The 18238-nt window shown below is 40.9% G+C and carries 21 protein-coding genes; 16 read left to right on the forward strand and 5 right to left on the reverse strand.

The window, feature by feature from the left end; genetic code table 11:
• Positions 1–10 precede the first annotated feature (10 nt).
• The 4 genes from CJU60_RS19410 to CJU60_RS19425 all read right to left on the reverse strand — a co-directional run bounded on the left by CJU60_RS19410 (position 11) and on the right by CJU60_RS19425 (position 3381).
• The gene (locus tag CJU60_RS19410) at positions 11–475 is read right to left on the reverse strand and encodes a YkyB family protein (protein WP_024121211.1); all 465 of its coding nucleotides are present in this window, start codon (positions 473–475) and stop codon (positions 11–13) included.
• A 125-nt stretch (positions 476–600) separates the two neighbouring features.
• Positions 601–1893 carry an MFS transporter gene (locus CJU60_RS19415; RefSeq protein ID WP_044156081.1) on the reverse strand — a complete coding sequence of 431 codons (1293 nt, stop codon included), beginning with the start codon at positions 1891–1893 and terminating at the stop codon, positions 601–603.
• 75 nt (positions 1894–1968) lie between these two features.
• A complete protein-coding gene (locus CJU60_RS19420; protein WP_081638296.1) occupies positions 1969–2463 on the reverse strand; it encodes a L,D-transpeptidase family protein in 495 nt (164 codons plus the stop codon).
• A gap of 57 nt (positions 2464–2520) precedes the next feature.
• Positions 2521–3381 carry a metallophosphoesterase gene (locus CJU60_RS19425; protein WP_095714694.1) on the reverse strand — a complete coding sequence of 287 codons (861 nt, stop codon included), beginning with the start codon at positions 3379–3381 and terminating at the stop codon, positions 2521–2523.
• A gap of 144 nt (positions 3382–3525) precedes the next feature.
• Here CJU60_RS19425 and fadH point away from each other — a divergent pair, with 144 nt between their 5' ends.
• The 16 genes from fadH (at position 3526) to CJU60_RS19505 (ending at position 17358) form a co-directional block, all read left to right on the forward strand.
• Positions 3526–4290, forward strand: a complete 765-nt coding sequence (fadH, locus tag CJU60_RS19430) for a 2,4-dienoyl-CoA reductase (RefSeq protein WP_095714695.1) — start codon at positions 3526–3528, stop codon at positions 4288–4290.
• 312 nt (positions 4291–4602) lie between these two features.
• The gene (locus CJU60_RS19435) at positions 4603–6918 is read left to right on the forward strand and encodes a glycoside hydrolase domain-containing protein (protein WP_095714696.1); all 2316 of its coding nucleotides are present in this window, start codon (positions 4603–4605) and stop codon (positions 6916–6918) included.
• Positions 6919–7013: 95 nt separating this feature from the next.
• On the forward strand, positions 7014–7562 hold the full coding sequence (locus CJU60_RS19440) for a hypothetical protein (RefSeq protein ID WP_024121217.1): 549 nt from the start codon (positions 7014–7016) through the stop codon (positions 7560–7562).
• Between the two features lie 152 nt (positions 7563–7714).
• The gene (locus CJU60_RS19445; protein ID WP_024121218.1) at positions 7715–8938 is read left to right on the forward strand and encodes an EAL domain-containing protein; all 1224 of its coding nucleotides are present in this window, start codon (positions 7715–7717) and stop codon (positions 8936–8938) included.
• Between the two features lie 247 nt (positions 8939–9185).
• Complete coding sequence (locus CJU60_RS19450) at positions 9186–10094, forward strand: manganese catalase family protein (RefSeq protein WP_095714697.1); 909 nt, start codon at positions 9186–9188, stop codon at positions 10092–10094.
• 190 nt (positions 10095–10284) lie between these two features.
• Complete coding sequence (locus CJU60_RS19455) at positions 10285–10524, forward strand: YkuJ family protein (RefSeq protein ID WP_003218671.1); 240 nt, start codon at positions 10285–10287, stop codon at positions 10522–10524.
• A 109-nt stretch (positions 10525–10633) separates the two neighbouring features.
• Positions 10634–11152 (forward strand): ribonuclease H-like YkuK family protein, encoded by a 519-nt coding sequence (locus tag CJU60_RS19460; RefSeq protein ID WP_095714698.1) that lies wholly within the window; start codon positions 10634–10636, stop codon positions 11150–11152.
• Between the two features lie 139 nt (positions 11153–11291).
• A complete protein-coding gene (abbA, locus tag CJU60_RS19465; RefSeq protein ID WP_003218673.1) occupies positions 11292–11483 on the forward strand; it encodes an AbrB antirepressor AbbA in 192 nt (63 codons plus the stop codon).
• Between the two features lie 138 nt (positions 11484–11621).
• Positions 11622–12065, forward strand: a complete 444-nt coding sequence (cbpB, locus tag CJU60_RS19470; protein WP_024121221.1) for a cyclic-di-AMP-binding protein CbpB — start codon at positions 11622–11624, stop codon at positions 12063–12065.
• A 146-nt stretch (positions 12066–12211) separates the two neighbouring features.
• A complete protein-coding gene (gene ccpC, locus CJU60_RS19475; protein ID WP_095714699.1) occupies positions 12212–13093 on the forward strand; it encodes a transcriptional regulator CcpC in 882 nt (293 codons plus the stop codon).
• A 117-nt stretch (positions 13094–13210) separates the two neighbouring features.
• Entirely contained in the window at positions 13211–13687 is a 477-nt protein-coding gene (locus CJU60_RS19480) for a flavodoxin (protein WP_095714700.1), read from the forward strand.
• Positions 13677–14570 (forward strand): WD40/YVTN/BNR-like repeat-containing protein, encoded by an 894-nt coding sequence (locus CJU60_RS19485; RefSeq protein ID WP_095714701.1) that lies wholly within the window; start codon positions 13677–13679, stop codon positions 14568–14570. The genes CJU60_RS19480 and CJU60_RS19485 overlap by 11 nt, the downstream gene beginning before the upstream one ends.
• A gap of 15 nt (positions 14571–14585) precedes the next feature.
• Entirely contained in the window at positions 14586–15041 is a 456-nt protein-coding gene (locus CJU60_RS19490) for a flavodoxin (RefSeq protein ID WP_024121225.1), read from the forward strand.
• A 105-nt stretch (positions 15042–15146) separates the two neighbouring features.
• Complete coding sequence (dapD, locus tag CJU60_RS19495; protein WP_024121226.1) at positions 15147–15857, forward strand: 2,3,4,5-tetrahydropyridine-2,6-dicarboxylate N-acetyltransferase; 711 nt, start codon at positions 15147–15149, stop codon at positions 15855–15857.
• A 70-nt stretch (positions 15858–15927) separates the two neighbouring features.
• A complete protein-coding gene (locus CJU60_RS19500) occupies positions 15928–17052 on the forward strand; it encodes an N-acetyldiaminopimelate deacetylase (protein ID WP_095714702.1) in 1125 nt (374 codons plus the stop codon).
• A 60-nt stretch (positions 17053–17112) separates the two neighbouring features.
• Positions 17113–17358 (forward strand): YkuS family protein, encoded by a 246-nt coding sequence (locus tag CJU60_RS19505; protein ID WP_010334064.1) that lies wholly within the window; start codon positions 17113–17115, stop codon positions 17356–17358.
• A gap of 34 nt (positions 17359–17392) precedes the next feature.
• On the opposite strand, the gene CJU60_RS19510 is transcribed toward CJU60_RS19505, so the two are convergent.
• Complete coding sequence (locus tag CJU60_RS19510) at positions 17393–18196, reverse strand: mechanosensitive ion channel family protein (protein ID WP_024121228.1); 804 nt, start codon at positions 18194–18196, stop codon at positions 17393–17395.
• Positions 18197–18238 lie beyond the last annotated feature (42 nt).

Genomic DNA, 18238 nt, shown 5'->3' on the forward strand with positions numbered 1-18238 from the left:
GCTTTTTTTATTAAAAATAACTCTCGCCGAGTTTCTTAAAGACAGGCTTATGATAAGCGGGCTGCTGGCGATTCGTCACAAGCGGCTTTTCTTTCATGCCGACGTATTTTTGCAATAGGTGTTTTGCTTTTGTTAAAGACATTTGAGCTTTTGGATTTCGGTACGACTGATTAAGTGTACCTAAATGCGGAAGATGTTCGAAGTCTTCTTTAGTTGGAGGCATGTGAAAATAGTAGTCTCCGATTGAGATAAGCACGTCCGATTGCTGTTGGCTGAACCTTGGATTTTTTGAAAAATGAAGCCCTATTTTCTTTCCTTTACCTTCTTTGACAAGCTTTTGCAAAGCCCGTTTTTTCAGCAGATATAGGTATTTAGGGTTGGGGGCGGTTTTTGCATGGCGGTTCACGGTGTAAACTGCTTTTGAAAGATTTTCTACGGTTGGCTGCAGATCTTTCGAGTATGCATGGTCGTCCATTATTTCTCTCCTTTGCTCTTATCAAATTTCTTATGATTAGATTATACTTTTTTAAGGTTGAAATGCAAATATTGAATGCAAAAATGCGCTTTTTCTATGGAAAAAAAGCGCATTTTCAACTTATATTATACAGATTTTGCTTTCTTTTTCGGCTGAGCCTGAAATGTTTCCTGTACATTCACTTCCACAGCCTGCGCACTGTATTTTGGCAGTGCGACAAAATAGAAAATGAAAACAGCTAAGATGAAAACGCCCATGCCGTAATACAGATAATCGATGTTTGATACAAACTTAGGGAATAACAGCGCCACTAAGCCAAGTGTCAAAGACTGCGCAAACATCATAAAAGGATCTTGCCAGCCGCTTACACGTCCCATCAGCTTCGGATGGACAATCTTAGGCATCCATCCCCCAATGGCGATGTTTACCGGACCGATGCACATCCCCAGTACAAAAGTAGTTGCATAGTACACCCATAAAACTTTGGTGTAGCCAAGGACAAAAATCAGCAAGCCCGCAATTAAAATCGGCACCGACATTAAAAAGTGAGGCTTCACTTTTTTAGAGATTAACGTGCCGATCACACTTCCTGCCAAAAGACCAAACCCGATTGCGATCGTAAATACTGATGTATGCCATTCATAACGGTCGGGGGCCAGTCCATACTTCATTGTAAACATTGGCAATACAGCAAATCCTCCGTTCACAAAACCAAAAACAAAGAAACCGAAAATAAGAGAGGCCAGCAGCTTGTTTTTTAAAATGTAGACAATGCCTTCCTTAAAATCGTTTATCGAATCCTTGACGGAAGCTTGTCTCCAGTTAAATGTGCCGTTCGGCTGTCTGGCTTCTTTCGGAATCCGGCAGGTGCGGATAAGCAGGCCGGAAATAATAAAGCTGACAAAATCAAGAATAATCGCTCCATGAATTCCGATTGTGTTATACATAAAAGCACCGATTCCAACGCCAAATACCATAAAGATACTAAAAAGCATCTGATTAAGCCCGGCCGCTTTCGCATAATGCTCCTTCGGCAGGATGGCTTGTACTAAACTGTTTTCTGCAGGAAAGAAAAACTTGGTTACAGCGCTTCTGACAAACAAAATACAGAAAACAAGAGGAATATTGCCGGTAAATAAAGTGAAAAAAAGTACGACAGTCAGGGCGGCTCTGATCCAATCACAGTTTTCCGCGACTTTTTTTCTGTCAAACCGGTCCGCAACGACTCCCACAAGCAAAAACACAAATACTGTAGGAAGGGAATACATCAGTTCAGCCAAGGTTGTATAAGAAGGCTGGCTGCTGAAGCGGTCCAGCAAGAAAAAAGCAAATGCCATGTTGCCTACTGTCGTGCCCATTTGAGAAGCGAGTGCTGCGAAAAATAGACGAACAAAATTACGATTTTTAAATATATCCATAAAAACGCTCCTTACCCTAAAGGTCCCACTTTATCATATTATAAACCGCCTGTTTTTGAAACAAATAAGAAAACATTACCGGTTAATCATGACTCTTGTTCCGTTTGGCACAATTGAAGCGAGTTCTAGAACATCTTTGTTATGCATGCGGATACAGCCTTTAGACACAGCCTTGCCAATCGAAGCGGGATTATTCGTTCCGTGTATTCCATAGTGCTGCCTTGAAAGGCTCAGCCAATAAGCGCCAAATGGGCCGCCGGGATTGCGTTGGCGGTTAATAATGTAGAACTCGCCAGTTGGTGTTTGTGTCAGTATTTTACCGACGGCGATCGGATAAGTTTTTATTACCTGATTATTTTGGTACAAAGTAAGGGTTTTAGCCCCAATAGAGACTGCAATATGATATGGGATCGTATTTGGGTCTGGCAGACCGGGGATGACAATGCGCTGTCCGGCGATAACTCCTGATTGCAGCGATGGGTTGGCTTGAATCAAAGCAGCAGTGCTGATTCTGAAATCGGCCGCGATGCTGGTGAGTGTATCGCCTTGTTTAATCTGGTACGTAAGCAGTTTCCTCATCCTCCCTTTTTTATTTATAAGTATTGATGAGGAACCCATTCTGCTACATTAAGTTGTGCTTTTTAATGTAAAGACTGTGATTTCAGGTTTAGCCAGAAATCGCAAAGGCAGTCTCGTCATCCCGAGGCCGCGGTTCACATAAATATGAGTGTCGCCTGTTTGGTACATTCCTTCGGTATAGACTTTTCCGTACGGAGGCGTAATAAGCGGTCCGTAGAAGGGCAGCTGGATCTGCCCGCCGTGTGTGTGTCCGGATAGCTGCAGATTGACAGGATATGTTTTTGTATTCAAGGCAGCATCAGGCTCATGGACGAGCAGAATGGAAAACAGCCTCTCGCTTAGTTTCGATAGGGTGCCTTCATAATCGGGCTTGCCGAGCATTAAATCATCGAGCGCAGTGATCTCAATTTCGCTGCCGTCTGTGAGCGCCAATTTTTGATAGGCGTTGCGAAATACCGTAAAACCTCCTGATGACATCAGGCTTTTATAAGCATCGGTTCCATAGCCGCCGTGATCATGATTGCCGTAAACACAAAACTTGCCGAAGGGTGCTTGCAGCTTTCTCAAAAAAGGAATCACTGCCTGATAATGTTGATACGTATCAGGGTTATCGATAATATCCCCGGTAAAAACAATTAAATCAGGCTTAGTTTCATTGATCGTCAGGATGACAGTTCTAAAGTCTTCAAGCGTAAAATAATCGCTTAAATGTGTATCACTGAACTGCACGATTTTAAAACCGTCAAATCCATGGGGAATGAGAGAGCTTTTAATCGTGTGCTCAGTAGTCTCAATCATATGCGGTTCCAGATAGCGGGCATAGCCATATCCCCCGCTGGCCGTTAAAACCCCGGCCGCAAAAACGCCGAGTGTTCCTTTTAAAAATTGTCTTCTGGACATCTTTTTCATTTCAAACCAACCTTTAGTAGAGTTTTTCTATTATATCACCTGTATCTTGAAAAAATCTCATCTCAGCATGTGCTGACATAAGCTTGCATATAATGATAGAATAATATTGAATGAATACTCATTCATAACAGGAGGGATCATACAATGGAAAAAAAGGTTGTTATTATTACCGGCGGGTCAAGCGGCATGGGAAAAGCAATGGCAAAAAAACAGGCCGAATTAGGCTGGAATGTCATGATAACAGGGCGGAACCATGAAGCACTTGAAGAAACAAAAAAAGAAATTGAAACCTTTGAGGGCCAAGTTGCCTGTTTTCAAATGGATGTCCGTTCTGATTCTGGGGCAGCAAAAATGGCTGCAGAAGCGTTACATGTGTTTGGGCGTCTTGATGCACTTATTAATAATGCGGCCGGCAATTTTATTTGCCCGGCAGAAAAGCTCACGCCCAATGGATGGAAAGCGGTAATTGAGATTGTATTAAATGGTACGTTTTTTTGCAGCCAAGCCGCAGCCAGGCACTGGATTGAGCATCAGCAGAGGGGTGTTATTCTAAATATGGCCGCCACATATGCGTGGGGAGCGGGAGCGGGGGTTGTTCATTCCGCTGCGGCAAAAGCTGGCGTATTGTCGCTCACTAGAACTCTTGCCGTAGAGTGGGGCAGTCAATACGGGATCCGCACAAACGCGATTGCACCCGGTCCAATTGAACGAACAGGCGGTGCAGAGAAGCTTTTTGAATCGGAAAAAGCGAAGTCCCGCACGCTGAACAGTGTGCCGCTCGGCCGGCTCGGCACACCCGAGGAAATCGCCGCTTTGGCCGCGTTTATGCTTTCTGGTGAAGCTTCCTATATGAATGGGGAATGTGTCACTCTGGATGGGGGGCAATGGCTGAATCCTTATCCGTTTTAATTTCACAATAATATTTATCAGTAAATATTGAAATTATTAAGTGAAATTTTTATGTTTAAAAGTTTAACCTCCAAAATTAACCTTCTTCCTATCCAATTAAACCTATTAAGATAACACATAAAGCTCTAATTGTTTAAGAGGAATTGGTGTCATACGTAAGCCACCTAATATATGAAAGTTATATTTCAAAAGGGGAGGCGAAGTATGAAGAACTTAGATTAAAACATTCATATAATTACCTCTTTAACTAAAAAGAGGAATTATAGGAATGAATTAATTAGGTTTATATTATTATGGGAGGAAGGTTAAATAATGGACGAAATGGTATTATTAACTCAGGAATGGCTCAATGAAACGTACAAGGGGAAAAGTGGCTATAATCCCATTGAGGAAAATGGGAAAACTGGCTGGGAAACAATGTATGCATTAACTAGAGCCTTACAACTAGAATTGGGAATTATACAGACTTCCGACAGCTTTGGTCCTACAACTTTGAGAAAGCTTGGAGAGTTAGGCCCAATTTCTATGTCATCTAATTCAAAAAAAAATATTGTGAAAATTGTTCAAGGTGCCCTATATTGTAAAGGTTATGGTCCAGGTGGATTAACGGGTACATTTGGACAGGGAACGAAAGGCGCGATAGCAGAAATGCAATTGCATATGGGGCTTTCTAAAACAGACGGTGTAGTAACGCCTAAAGTGTTTAAAGCTTTATTAAACATGGACTCTTATATCCTTTTAAATGGGGCGTCAGAGAAAGTTCGTTCAATACAGCAATGGCTAAATAATAAATATAACAATAGAGAGAATTTCTATTTTATGCCCTGTGATGGCCTGTATTCAAGGGATACTCAAAAGTCTCTTGTTTATGCAATACAGTACGAGGAAGGGTTAAGTGATAGTATAGCTAATGGGAATTTTGGACCAACTACTCAAAGATTGATTCCTGTATTAAGAATTGGAGAAACAGATGAAAAAAACAGTTTTATTCATTTATTTCAAGCTGCTCTAATCTTTAATGGCTACAATGTTCCTTTTGATGGAGTATACTCTGAATCTGTAAGATCAAAAGTAAAGGCTTTTCAGTCTTTTGCAAAATTACAACAGAGTGGTACTGCCGACTTTCAAACATGGGCTTCACTTCTAGTAAGTACTGGAGACCCTAATCGAAAAGGAGTTGCTTGTGACTCAATTACTCAAATTACATCGGACAGGGCGGAGTCCCTTAAGAGGGCAGGTTATAAGATTGTAGGGCGATATCTAACAAATGCGCCGGGGAGTACACTAAATAAAAAAATACAACCAGGTGAATTAGAAACAATCTTAAAATCAGGTTTAAATGTTTTTCCGATTTATCAAACCTATGGGGGAGAAGCAACTTATTTTAATAAAGAACAAGGAAAAAAAGATGCGCTTGCAGCTTATAAGGCAGCAAAAGAATATGGGTTTAAAAATAACACTGTAATATATTTTGCAGTAGATTATGATGCTTATGGTAACGATTTAAACAACAATATTATTCCACACTTCGAAGGTATTAATGAAATAATGAATGGTTTTTTAGGTTCGACTTACAAAATTGGCATTTATGCACCTAGAAATGTATGTACTTCAGTTTCTAAAAAAGGTTTAGCATTTGCAAGTTTTGTAAGTGGTATGTCTACCGGTTTTAGTGGAAACTTAGGATACTCCCTGCCTTACAATTGGGCGTTTGACCAAATTTCAACAATTACTGTTGGAAGTGGTTCTGGAATGATACAAATTGATAATGATATTTGTTCAGGTTTGGATAATGGAGTTAATACCATAAATGAAGTCTCTTCAGAGAATAAAAAGTTTTTTGACCAAATTGATGTTTTATACGAAACAGCTGAAAAATATGCCCAAATGCAAAGCGATTTAAATAACGGAGTAGAAAAAACACAATTAGCTAATGAGTTGGTTGCCCAGTATTTAAGAAAGGATAACTATAAAGGGTGGAAGTGGGTGCCTACTGCAGGCCAGATTGATCCTATTTATCGTGAATGGGCTGATAAAGCGCTAGGGGAAGATTTAGTAAATGGAATTGTTGATCCTAAATCGAAAACTGTCATAGGAACACAGCATCTTATGGCAACTTATAATGCCATTATTTATAGTGGTGGTTACTCTCAAACTTTACGAGATTTTGCTGGTTGGACTGGAGATCTATTAACAACAATACAGGACATGAAATTACATGCTCAAGAATTTAATTCGCCTTATGATGCGGCTACAAAGATAATAGGTAATATGTATCAATTTAGCTTAGATGATTTATTTAGTGATGTAGATGCAATTAATCTGGCGAATAAGACATCAGTTGGTGCTAATGCTCAACCTCTGAATATTGTAATCAGAGATTACTATAATAATAATGAGTTTATGAATAGGTTCACTCAATTTGTAAATAATAGATTTGATGGTTCATTAGACAAAATTTTCTCTGAAGCAGAGTATTATTTAAATACAAACCTTGACCCAGTTGTTGTTCCAATTAGGTTAGCCTTTAAACGTGCTTTTGATGTTGAGGATTATAGTGAAGAGATTGGAAAAATAACAGCACAAGCATTTAGAGATGTTATTGAGAAAAAAATGATATCTGAATAAACTGCAAAACAAGCGAACGTTAAAACTGGTCGTTCGCTTGTTTTATTTTCTATTCAAATTTATGATATAATTTTTAAAGATTAAGGAGTGATTCATTGAAGAAATTGTTAAAAAAGTTAGTTGTATTATTTTTAAGCAGTTTAGTTATCATCTTTAATATTTGGTACTTTATTATTTGTGCTTTTTCCCCAGAGTATTATCAAAATACAAATCTTACTTCTAATGAAATAATAAGATTTGAAAAACTATACCACATAGATTTTCCTGATGAAACAAAATTTATTAAAGCTAGAGAGTATTTGGCTGGGCCCGGAGGAGATACGTCAGCTGTATTATATGTGTCTCTGCCAACCAAGCGGGTAGAAAAAGTTTTATCTGATTACACGCATATGAAAATAAACTATACTGACAATGTCGGTTCAATGTATGGAGTTGACGTTTCAAAGAGTGTCGCCGGTTTAACAACTCTTACATTTGGCACTTACGATAAAAAAGGAACTTTCTATAATATGAAACATGATGATGATTGGATGTATAAAGGCACTGACTGGAATCTTTACTTTTGGACAGCTGCTAGTTATAATGCTGTTATTTTTGTATTTGTCTTGGTTATTGTGAAACAAATGAATAAAATTCTTAATTAACCAGTCTGTAGATTGATAATCTCAAAAAAATTTTCCTCTTCTTTTAACATACTCCATACGACCCTCTTTTCCATACTATGATTTTTTTGAAATTTGTGGTGTAGTTATAATTGTGCGTATAATCAGACAAAGATAGAGAAGCAGGTGATAACATGTTGGATCCACTTGATATTTTAACGAACATTGATGATGTCCTCCCATATTACCAGGCGATTTTCAGTGCCGAGGAGCAGAAAATCGTCGGATATGAGGTGCTGGGACGTATATTGGCAGATTCAGAAATTCAAAGTCTCGGACCCTTTTTTTTAGATGCGGGGATACCCGAAGAATATAAGTTAGAGGTTGATAACAGAATTATCCGCCAGGCTCTTGACCGCTTTTTAGAAGCGGATTCTGATCTGCTGATTTTTATGAATCAGGATGCCAATCTTTTAATGCTAGATCACGGCGAAAGCTTTCTTGAGCTTCTGAAAGAATATGAAGCGAGAGGGATCGAACTTCATCGTTTCGTGCTTGAAATTACGGAGCACAATTTTGAAGGGGACATTGAGCAGCTTTACCATATGCTTGCCTACTATCGTACATACGGAATCAAAATTGCAGTTGATAATATCGGAAAAGAAAGCAGCAATCTGGACAGAATTGCGCTGCTATCGCCAGATTTGTTAAAAATCGATTTACAGGCGCTGAAAATCTCACAGCCATCTCCGTCTTATGAGCATGTGCTGTACAGCATTTCATTATTAGCAAGAAAAATCGGTGCGGCGCTGCTTTACGAAGATATTGAGGCGAATTTTCAGCTTCAATACGCATGGAGAAACGGCGGCCGCTATTTTCAGGGCTATTATTTGGTGTCCCCGTCAGAAACGTTTTTAGAGAGAGATGTATTGAAGCGAAGACTTAAGACTGAATTTCACCAATTTATCACTCATGAGAAAAAGAAACTAGAAACCGTCTATGAGCACTCTGAACAGTTTTACAAACGGGTGCACCAAGCTGTTACATCATTGCGGAAAAACAGCCAGTCCCCGGATGATGATTTTATTAAAAAGCTGGCGGAAGAGCTGACGGATTGCAGCTTTAGAATTTATATCTGTGATGGAGAAGGCGATCAGCTGACTGGAAATGTTTTTAAACAAGACGGAGAATGGATTTATCAGCCGGAGTATACGGAGAAGAACTGGAGCTGGCGTCCTTATTTTCTGGAGAACATCATGAGAATGAGAAACCTCAGAAAAGGGTTTTTCAGTGATTTGTACAGCGATTTGGAAACAGGCGAAATGATCAGAACGTTTTCATATCCGATGGATGATCAAATATATCTATTTATAGACCTGCCGTATTCTTATTTATATGAGCAGGATGGATTGATTTAAACGGCTGAAGAGCCGTTTTTTTTATGAATTGAAAAAAATATCAAAAAACGATTGACATTGATACTGAGAATCATTATCATTTAATTATAGAGAGAAGCTACTCTCTGTTCCCCAACCCCTCTATCAGATCAAGATCCGAAAAGCTTGGCGCTACCCCCGCCAAGTTTTTTATTTGTCAACGCATAAGACAATCCATAGAAACAATAAACCTTATTAGTGGTAAACAACGGCACTAGGAGGTACAAACATGTTCAAAAGGAGCAACAGACTGCTTATTGACCTTCCAACCCCAGAACATCCTGACCCAAATGCGGCAGCGGCGGTTCAAGAGCTGTTAGGCGGCAAATTTGGTGAAATGTCCACTCTTAATAATTATATGTTCCAGTCCTTTAACTTTCGCAGCAAGAAAAAATTAAAACCGTTTTACGATCTCGTATCAAGCATTACCGCTGAAGAATTCGGCCATGTTGAGCTTGTGTCTAATACGATATCTTTAATACTGACAGGTTCGACATTTAAAGGTGATCCCGACGTTACACCGATGAGAGATGCAAAAAATAAACGAAATTCCCAGCATTTTATTGAAACGGCTCAAACGTCTTATCCGTTTGATTCGATGGGGAAAGCCTGGACCGGTGAAAATGTATTTAACAGTGGAAATCTGGTGCTGGATTTGCTCCATAACTTTTTCCTGGAATGCGGCGCCCGAACTCACAAAATGAGAGTGTATGAAATGACTGATCATCCGGTGGCCAGAGAAATGATCGGTTATTTGCTCGTGCGCGGCGGCGTTCATATCGTGGCGTATGCCAAAGCGCTTGAGATTGCGACTGGCGTAAATATCGGCAAAATGCTTCCGATCCCGAACCTTGATAATAAACATTTTGATACAGCCAGAAAATTCGAAGAGCAGGGAATTCATACGAAGCTGTATACATTCAGTGATACGGATTACAAGGATATCAATAAAATCTGGAAAGGTGAGCATCCGATAGACGGCAGTGAGCTTCATGTCATTGAGGGGAGCCCTAAGGGAGCGCCCGTTCCTGATTTCAGAGAAGTGCCGGAGGAATTTGCTCCCGGGATTTCAAAAGAGGATTTTGACGAAATTGCAAAAAGGCTGTTGGATTCTGCCGGAATATCAAAAAAATCATAATTGTGTGTATGACATTCCAAAAAAAGCCTCAAACTACGTAAAAATAGTTTTTTCACTTTTTTTCTTTTCTTAAATTCAGCAGGGAAAATGCCATCCTGTCCGACTTTATGGTATGATGCTCAATAGAACTTGTATTATAATAAATACTTGTTGATTTGAAGTTGTTTTTTGAAAGGAGTCTTTTTTTAGAATGTCACAATTAATGGGTATCATCACACGGCTGCAAAGTCTGCAAGAAACGGCGGAAGCGGCTAACGAGCCAATGCAGCGCTACTTCGAAGTAAATGGTGAGAAAATATGCAGTGTTAAATATTTCGAAAAAAATCAAACGTTTGAACTGACGGTTTTCCAAAAAGGTGAAAAGCCGAACACATATCCGTTTGATAATATCGACATGGTTTCAATCGAAATCTTTGAACTTCTGCAGTAAGACTCTTGATATAGGGGAAACAAGCTTTCGCTTTGCAGCATGTAATCGAAATAAACGGTAAGGAACATACTTGTTTCATGGTTGTAAATCCTTGAAAAGGAGTGTCGTCATGGCCGATTCTTTTCTGTTTTATAATCTTTCAGAAGCACAGATGACCTTTCAAGATGTGATGGAGCGGCTTAAAGCCTTTATTCGAAGGGATCACCGTTCTTCATATGTGTTATCGATCGGAACCGATTCACAGGTTTATCGTGATTACACAAAGTTTATTACTGCATTACATTTGCATCGTACAGGCAAGGGAGCTTGGGGCTGCTTGAAAAACCACGCAGTCGACAGACCCATACATAGCCTTCGTGAAAAGATTTCGTTAGAAACGGCGTACAGTCAAGAAACAGCCGCCTATATTCTGGATGGACACTTGATGGATATTACTGATCTGCTCCTGCCTTTTACAGGCGAAGGGGCGGATCTTACATTTGAGGTTCACTTGGATATTGGGAAAAAAGGGCTTACAAAAGAACTGATTCAAGAAATGACAGGGCGCATAACTTCAATGGGGATTGAGGCTAAAATCAAACCGGATTCATACACAGCCTTCAGCTATGCAAATCGTTTTACAAAATAATTCCGGCTCGCAAGTCGAGGGAAATGTCGAATTATGCGGTTGACGATTGTTTTCTGATTACTTATTCTAGCGGTAGAGCTGAAAGTAAGTTTTCTTGCTTTCAGAGGTATTCAGTATAAAACAGGGGGCCTGATTACGAATGAGTCTTATCGGTGAACGATTTACAGAAGAAGAACAAAAACTTCTGCTGAATATCCTGATCAATCATGAGTATGCTATCGAGCTTTTAAGCAGTGAGATCAACGATATAGAGACAGGAACCAAAAACGTTGACGGAACCACCTACAAAAAACTTGTAACGCTATACGACCGATTTCGATTTGAAAATTAATGGCACACCTTATAATTGATACTCCTCCAAAGAGTATCTTTTTTATTGAAGGAAACTTTTCGACAAATACTGATAAAGTTTATATTATTGTAGTATAGGGAATGTATGTGTTGATGAAAATGAAAAGGGGTCGAAAACATGATAAGCTTGCAATCAGATCAGCTTCTTGAGGCAACAGTCGGACAATTTATGATTGAGGCGGACAAAGTAGCGCACGTTCAAGTTGGGAACAACCTGGAGCACGCTTTATTAGTGCTGACAAAAACAGGGTACACAGCCATCCCGGTGCTGGATGCGTCATATCGTTTACACGGCTTAATAGGAACCAATATGATCATGAACAGCATTTTTGGTCTTGAAAGAATTGAATTTGAAAAGCTTGACCAAATTACCGTTGAGGAAGTTATGCTGACTGATATTCCGCGTCTTCATATAAATGATCCGATTATCAAAGGATTCAGCATGGTCATTGATAACGGGTTTGTTTGCGTTGAAAATGATGATCAGGTCTTTGAGGGGATTTTCACAAGAAGAGTGGTTTTGAAGGAATTGAATAAGCATATTCGCTCATTAAACAAGTAGGCTGCTCAGCCTATTTTTTATTCTATTTGCAGAGCAATAAAGAAAGCGCATACATAAATTGGGGTGAAAAGGACTTGAATCATAAACTAAGATTTTATTAGAATAGAAGATAAGAAAAACTTATTGATAATAAAAAGGAGGACGACATGCAGCTTCAAGAGCTTCATATGCTCGTAGTTTTAGCTGAGGAGTTAAATATGAGAAAGGCGGCGGAACGGCTTTTTGTATCCCAGCCGGCTTTATCTCAGCGTTTACAAACCATTGAAAAGGCGTGGGGGACAAAGATATTTTTAAGATCCCAAAAAGGATTGACAGTAACGCCGGCCGGAGAGAAAATCATTCAGTTTGCGAATGACGTTACGTTAGAGCAGGACAGAATTAGAGAAAATATCGATGAGCTCGAAGGGGAAATTCACGGCACACTGAAGCTTGCCGTCGCCTCCATCATCGGCCAGCATTGGCTTCCAAAAGTTCTAAAAACGTATGTGGAAAAGTATCCGAATGCAAAGGTCTCGCTCATTACCGGCTGGAGCAGCGAAATGCTGAAAAGCCTTTATGAGGATCAGGTTCATATTGGCATTATTAGAGGAAACCCCGAGTGGAAAGGCCGCAAAGACTATTTAATGACAGACCATCTGTATTTAGTCGACACTGAAATCTCTTGTATAGAAGATATTGCTCATACAGAACGGCCGTTTATCCAATTTAAAAGCGACAGCACTTATTTTCAGGAGATTCAGCATTGGTGGCATCAAAAATTTAAAACGTCGCCAAAACAGACTATATTGGTTGATCAAATTGAAACGTGCAAACAGATGGCGCTGCACGGGATCGGATATGCGATTTTGCCGTCTGTTACCCTTCAGAACGAAGACAAAGTCAATAAAATGCCTCTGTTAGACGCTAAAGGAAACCCTATCGGGCGGGATACCTGGTTATTAGGCTATGAACCTGCTTTTGAACTGAAGCAAGTTCAAGCTTTTGTTTCAGTTGTAAAGGAGATGCTTGATCAAGAGCACCCATTTTAAGAGAAAAGACAGCACAAGGCTGTCTTTTTTTATTAATATATATTGACAATGAAAATCATTATCATTTAAAGTGATACATATGATATTGAAAATCATTATCAATTAAGAGGTGATAACATGGCAAAAGCCTTGATTACATATGCCAGCATGTCAGGAAATACCGAAGACATTGCCGGAATTATAAAAGATACACTGCAGGAATATGGTTTAGACATTGATTGCATCGATATGGATGAGGCGGAAGCATCAGCTCTGACTTCTTATGATTATGTGCTCATTGGCACCTACACATGGGGAGATGGCGATTTGCCTTACGAAGCAGAGGACTTTTTCGAAGAGGTTCAGCAGCTCCAGCTGAACGGTTTGAAAACAGCTTGCTTCGGCTCGGGGGATTACTCTTATCCAAAGTTTTGCGAAGCTGTCAATTTGTTCAGTGACATGCTGCAAGAGGCGGGAGCTGCTGTCTATCAAGAAACACTTAAAATTGAGCTTGCCCCTGAAACGGATGATGATGTGGAAAGCTGCAGAGAATTTGCAAGAGGTTTTCTTGCATGGGCAGACTTTATGAACAAGGGAAAAAGCCATGTTTCATAAAGGGGCGACAGCTGTTGCGGCATCGGCGTTTTCTGGCTATTTTGTGGCAGTAAAAAGAGAAGGCATTTTTCATTATTCTTTGGAACAAGGCTGGAAAAAGCTTTTTCGTTTAAAAGCGAAAATACACTGCATCAGTTACATCGGTCCTTACTTATTCGGTGTCGGTGAAAAGGGAACGATCATTCGTTCATCTGACGAAGGGAAAAGCTGGACGATGTCGAGCTTCCCGACAAATGCGACAGTGTGGTCGATTACCGGCAGGAATGATGGATTTGTTTGCGCCCATGGCAAGCACTGCATTTATGTATCAGAAGACTTCGGTATTTCGTGGCGGGTTGCCAAACCCTTTGCGGAATTTGAACATCCGCCTGTTATCCGTTCACTGTGTCTGCATGGCGGGAATCTTTATATTGGTACACAAATACACGAATGTTTTGGAGGGATTTGGGCTTACGATTTCAAGCGAGGCGCTCTCCGAATGGTAAAAAAAGAAGACAGCCGTATGACGGCATCCATGCTTGTGTTCGATGAAAAATGGCTGGTTGCTGCAATGGGCTCTGCAAAAGGAAAGCGCGGAGCCGTCACTGCACAACATATTTTAACGGCTGAAGAAGTCACGATACATTCCAGCATGGTCAAAAAAGAAGAATCGTTTCTTGATATTTCAGAGGATGATGGCATTATTTATGTCACAACGGCTCAAGACGAAAATGGCTATTCGAGGATTTATCAGGCTGATCTTGAGGCCCGAGAGCTAAAATGGTTCGATACCATTAAAGGTCATGGATGGAGAGTCGCCAATCAAAAAGAAAATTTCTTTTGTGCAGGCTTGTATGAATGTAAATTTGTCCAGCCGTACGAAGTTTCAGCAATGATTCATTAGAGGAGGAATACGGAATTGGGGAAGATTTTGCTGGTTTACGCAACGATGTCAGGCAACACAGAAGCCATGGCTGATTTGATTGAAAAGGGTCTTCAGGAGGCGGAAGCGGAAGTAGATCGATTTGAAGCGATGGACATTGATGATGCCGAGCTGTTTAATGATTATGAACATATCATCTTAGGAACCTATACATGGGGAGACGGTGATCTGCCTGACGAATTTCTTGACCTTGCCGAAGAAATGGAAGCCCTTGACTTTACCGGAAAAACATGCGCCGTTTTCGGTTCCGGTGATACAGCATATGAATATTTCTGCGGTGCTGTAGATACGCTTGAAGAGAAAATAAAAGAACGAGGCGGCGAAATTGTGCTTCCTTCCGTAAAGGTTGAAATGAATCCTGAAGGGGAAGAAGAAGAAGTATTAAAGGAATTCGGCAGACAATTTGCCAGAAAAAGCGGCTGTGCTGTCTGATAGATGCAAAGGGAACTGCCGAGCGGGTGTTTCCTTTTTTTCTTGTCTTTGTATCTTTCCTTTGATACAGTAATGAGGTAGAAAATCAGGAGGAGGACTATACATATGAAAATGATGGACGCAAATGAAATTATTTCATTTATTCAAAATAGCACAAAATCTACACCTGTAAAGGTTTATGTAAAAGGTGAGCTGGAAGGAATCAATTTCGGTGAATCTGCGAAAGCTTTTCTAAACGGAAACACTGGTGTTGTTTTCGGTGAATGGAGCGAAATCAAAACAGCAATTGAAGAAAACCAAAGCAAAATCGAAGATTACGTGGTAGAAAATGACCGCCGCAACTCTGCGATTCCTATGCTTGATCTTAAAGATGTCAAAGCGCGCATCGAGCCGGGTGCGATCATCCGCGACCAAGTTGAAATCGGCGATAACGCAGTCATCATGATGGGGGCTTCTATCAATATCGGATCAGTTATCGGAGAAGGTACAATGATCGATATGAACGTTGTTCTTGGCGGACGAGCTACTGTCGGTAAAAACTGTCACATCGGTGCGGGTTCTGTGCTTGCAGGCGTTATTGAGCCGCCATCCGCTAAACCGGTTGTCATTGAAGACGACGTTGTAATCGGTGCAAATGCTGTCGTACTCGAAGGTGTAACAGTCGGTAAAGGAGCTGTTGTCGCTGCGGGAGCGATCGTAGTGAACGATGTTGAGCCATACACAGTTGTTGCAGGAACACCTGCTAAGAAAATCAAAGATATCGATGAGAAAACAAAAGGCAAAACTGAAATCAAGCAGGAATTACGCCAGCTGTAAGGAATGATTTGATCAAAAAGGCGTGGATGATATATCCACGCCTTATTCGTATAGGCAGGAGGAAACGAAAATGAAGAAAGAGGAGCTCATTGCAATTCGCAGAGATCTGCACCGTATACCCGAGCTTGGATTTCAGGAATTCAAAACACAGCAATATTTATTAAACGTCTTGGAGCAATATCCGAAAGACAGAATTGAAATTGAAAAATGGAGAACCGGACTTTTTGTGAAAGTGAACGGAACAGCGCCGGAAAAAATGCTCGGATACCGAGCGGACATTGACGCGCTTTCAATCGAAGAGCAGACAGGGCTGCCATTCGCATCAGAGCATCACGGCAACATGCACGCCTGCGGACATGATTTGCATATGACGATTGCGCTGGGCATCATCGACCACTTTGTTCATCACCCTGTTAAGCATGATCTGCTCTTTTTATTTCAGCCGGCAGAGGAAGGGCCAGGCGGAGCGGAACCGATGCTTGAGAGCGACGTCTTAAAAAAGTGGCAGCCTGATCTCATCACTGCGCTTCATATTGCTCCAGAGCTTCCGGTCGGCACCATTGCGACAAAAAGCGGTTTGCTTTTTGCGAATACATCAGAGCTTGTCATTGACCTGGAAGGCAAAGGGGGGCATGCCGCTTATCCGCACTTAGCTGAGGATATGGTTGTAGCGGCAAGCACACTCGTTACTCAATTGCAAACGATCATCTCCAGAAACACAGACCCGCTGGACAGCGCTGTGATTACTATCGGTACGATTACGGGCGGCTCCGCGCAAAATATTATTGCGCAAACAGCTCGCCTGGAAGGCACAATCCGCACGCTTTCTGAAGAATCCATGAAGCAGGTAAAGGAACGGATCGAAGATTTAGTAAAGGGAATCGAAATCGGCTTCCGCTGTAAAGGAAAAGTGACGTATCCGTCTGTGTATCACCAAGTTTACAATACAAGCGGGCTCACAGAGGAGTTTATGTCTTTTGTTGCTGAGCAAAAATTGGCACAAGTAATCGAAGCAAAAGAAGCGATGACAGGAGAGGATTTTGGCTACATGCTGAAAAAATACCCGGGTTTCATGTTCTGGCTCGGCGCTGATTCCGCGCACGGTCTCCATCACGCGAAGCTGAATCCTGATGAAAATGCGATCGAAACAGCGGTTAACGTGATGACAGGTTATTTTTCTGTTTATGCCAATTAAGTACAATGGAAAGAATAAAATGCCATATGATGAGCACCCTATTTAACGGAGGTGTTCTTTATGACAAAAAAAATAGGAATTGAACAGTCGTTATCAGATGTAGAAGCTGCATTAAGAGAAAAAGGATATGACGTTGTCATGATGAAAAGTCCTGCAGATGCAAAAGGCTGTGACTGCTGTGTCGTAACAGGGCTAGACAACAATGTGCAAGGTATTGCCGATACAGTAACACAAGCACCGGTCATTACAGCTTCCGGGATGACTGCTGAAGAAATTTGCAGCGAAGTTGAAAGCAGAATTCAGTAAAGTGAAAACCGAAGCAAAAGCTTCGGTTCTTTTGTTATTCTGTTTCTTTAGGAAAAGCGCGGTCGAGTGCGGTTTTTATTTCTTTTCTCAGCACTCGTTCGACCCGCCACTGTTCCATATTTTCTGTTTTGGCAATGACTCTGATCACAATTTCAGAGGTTCCCAGCTCTTGAATGCCAATGACATTAGGACCCTCTTTTATTTGCGGAAGAGCAGCTGCCGTTTCGTCACATACATGTTGTAAGATGTGAATGGTTTCATCGAGGTTTCTTTCAGCCGGGACTTTAATATCAACCAGCGCCTGCATCGTGCCGCGGGAATGGTTGCTTACATTTGTGATGTTCCGGTTCGGAATGTAATGCAGTGTGCCGTCAAAGCTGCGGATTTGGGTCGTTCTTAAACCGACCTGCTCCACAATTCCGTCAAAGGTCGCAACGGTTATATAATCTCCGACATCCAATTGTTTTTCAAGCAGAATAAAAAAACCTGTCACGATGTCGCTGACAAGGCCTTGGGCGCCAAAACCGACCGCCAGACCTACGATTCCCGCACCTGCTAAAAGAGCGCTCGGATCGTAATGAAACAAATCCAGAACCATAACGAAAAAAATAAAAATCAATATGTAAGCAAATACGTTAAGTGTCAGGCTTCGGAGCGTGTGAGCGCGTCCGATTGACAGGCTGTTTTGGGCTTCAAATTTTGCAAATAGATGTTTAATAATTCTCATGCCTACAGATCGAACGATAAAATAGAGGCAAATCATAATGACGAGCTTAATGAGTAAAACACCCGCACTGGTGACAAGACCTGTCCAATCATACTGTGTAATAAAATCCATGTTGGAGCTTCCTTTCTGAATGTGTTACAGCATGTTAAAGTT

Origin of the sequence: Bacillus sp. 7705b (assembly GCF_002289525.1) — a bacterium.
Classification (GTDB): domain Bacteria; phylum Bacillota; class Bacilli; order Bacillales; family Bacillaceae; genus Bacillus; species Bacillus halotolerans.

Bases quoted from the DNA above. Each gene is read 5' to 3' on its own strand.
- CJU60_RS19510 (WP_024121228.1), bottom strand. From the start codon at position 18,196: ATGGATTTTATTACACAGTATGATTGGACAGGTCTTGTCACCAGTGCG.
- CJU60_RS19435 (WP_095714696.1), top strand. From the start codon at position 4,603: ATGGACGAAATGGTATTATTAACTCAGGAATGGCTCAATGAAACGTAC.
- CJU60_RS19500 (WP_095714702.1), top strand. From the start codon at position 15,928: ATGAAGAAAGAGGAGCTCATTGCAATTCGCAGAGATCTGCACCGTATA.
- CJU60_RS19505 (WP_010334064.1), top strand. From the start codon at position 17,113: ATGACAAAAAAAATAGGAATTGAACAGTCGTTATCAGATGTAGAAGCT.
- CJU60_RS19410 (WP_024121211.1), bottom strand. From the start codon at position 475: ATGGACGACCATGCATACTCGAAAGATCTGCAGCCAACCGTAGAAAAT.
- CJU60_RS19455 (WP_003218671.1), top strand. From the start codon at position 10,285: ATGTCACAATTAATGGGTATCATCACACGGCTGCAAAGTCTGCAAGAA.
- CJU60_RS19445 (WP_024121218.1), top strand. From the start codon at position 7,715: ATGTTGGATCCACTTGATATTTTAACGAACATTGATGATGTCCTCCCA.
- abbA (WP_003218673.1), top strand. From the start codon at position 11,292: ATGAGTCTTATCGGTGAACGATTTACAGAAGAAGAACAAAAACTTCTG.
- cbpB (WP_024121221.1), top strand. From the start codon at position 11,622: ATGATAAGCTTGCAATCAGATCAGCTTCTTGAGGCAACAGTCGGACAA.
- ccpC (WP_095714699.1), top strand. From the start codon at position 12,212: ATGCAGCTTCAAGAGCTTCATATGCTCGTAGTTTTAGCTGAGGAGTTA.
- dapD (WP_024121226.1), top strand. From the start codon at position 15,147: ATGAAAATGATGGACGCAAATGAAATTATTTCATTTATTCAAAATAGC.
- fadH (WP_095714695.1), top strand. From the start codon at position 3,526: ATGGAAAAAAAGGTTGTTATTATTACCGGCGGGTCAAGCGGCATGGGA.
- CJU60_RS19450 (WP_095714697.1), top strand. From the start codon at position 9,186: ATGTTCAAAAGGAGCAACAGACTGCTTATTGACCTTCCAACCCCAGAA.
- CJU60_RS19460 (WP_095714698.1), top strand. From the start codon at position 10,634: ATGGCCGATTCTTTTCTGTTTTATAATCTTTCAGAAGCACAGATGACC.
- CJU60_RS19415 (WP_044156081.1), bottom strand. From the start codon at position 1,893: ATGGATATATTTAAAAATCGTAATTTTGTTCGTCTATTTTTCGCAGCA.
- CJU60_RS19480 (WP_095714700.1), top strand. From the start codon at position 13,211: ATGGCAAAAGCCTTGATTACATATGCCAGCATGTCAGGAAATACCGAA.
- CJU60_RS19485 (WP_095714701.1), top strand. From the start codon at position 13,677: ATGTTTCATAAAGGGGCGACAGCTGTTGCGGCATCGGCGTTTTCTGGC.
- CJU60_RS19425 (WP_095714694.1), bottom strand. From the start codon at position 3,381: ATGAAAAAGATGTCCAGAAGACAATTTTTAAAAGGAACACTCGGCGTT.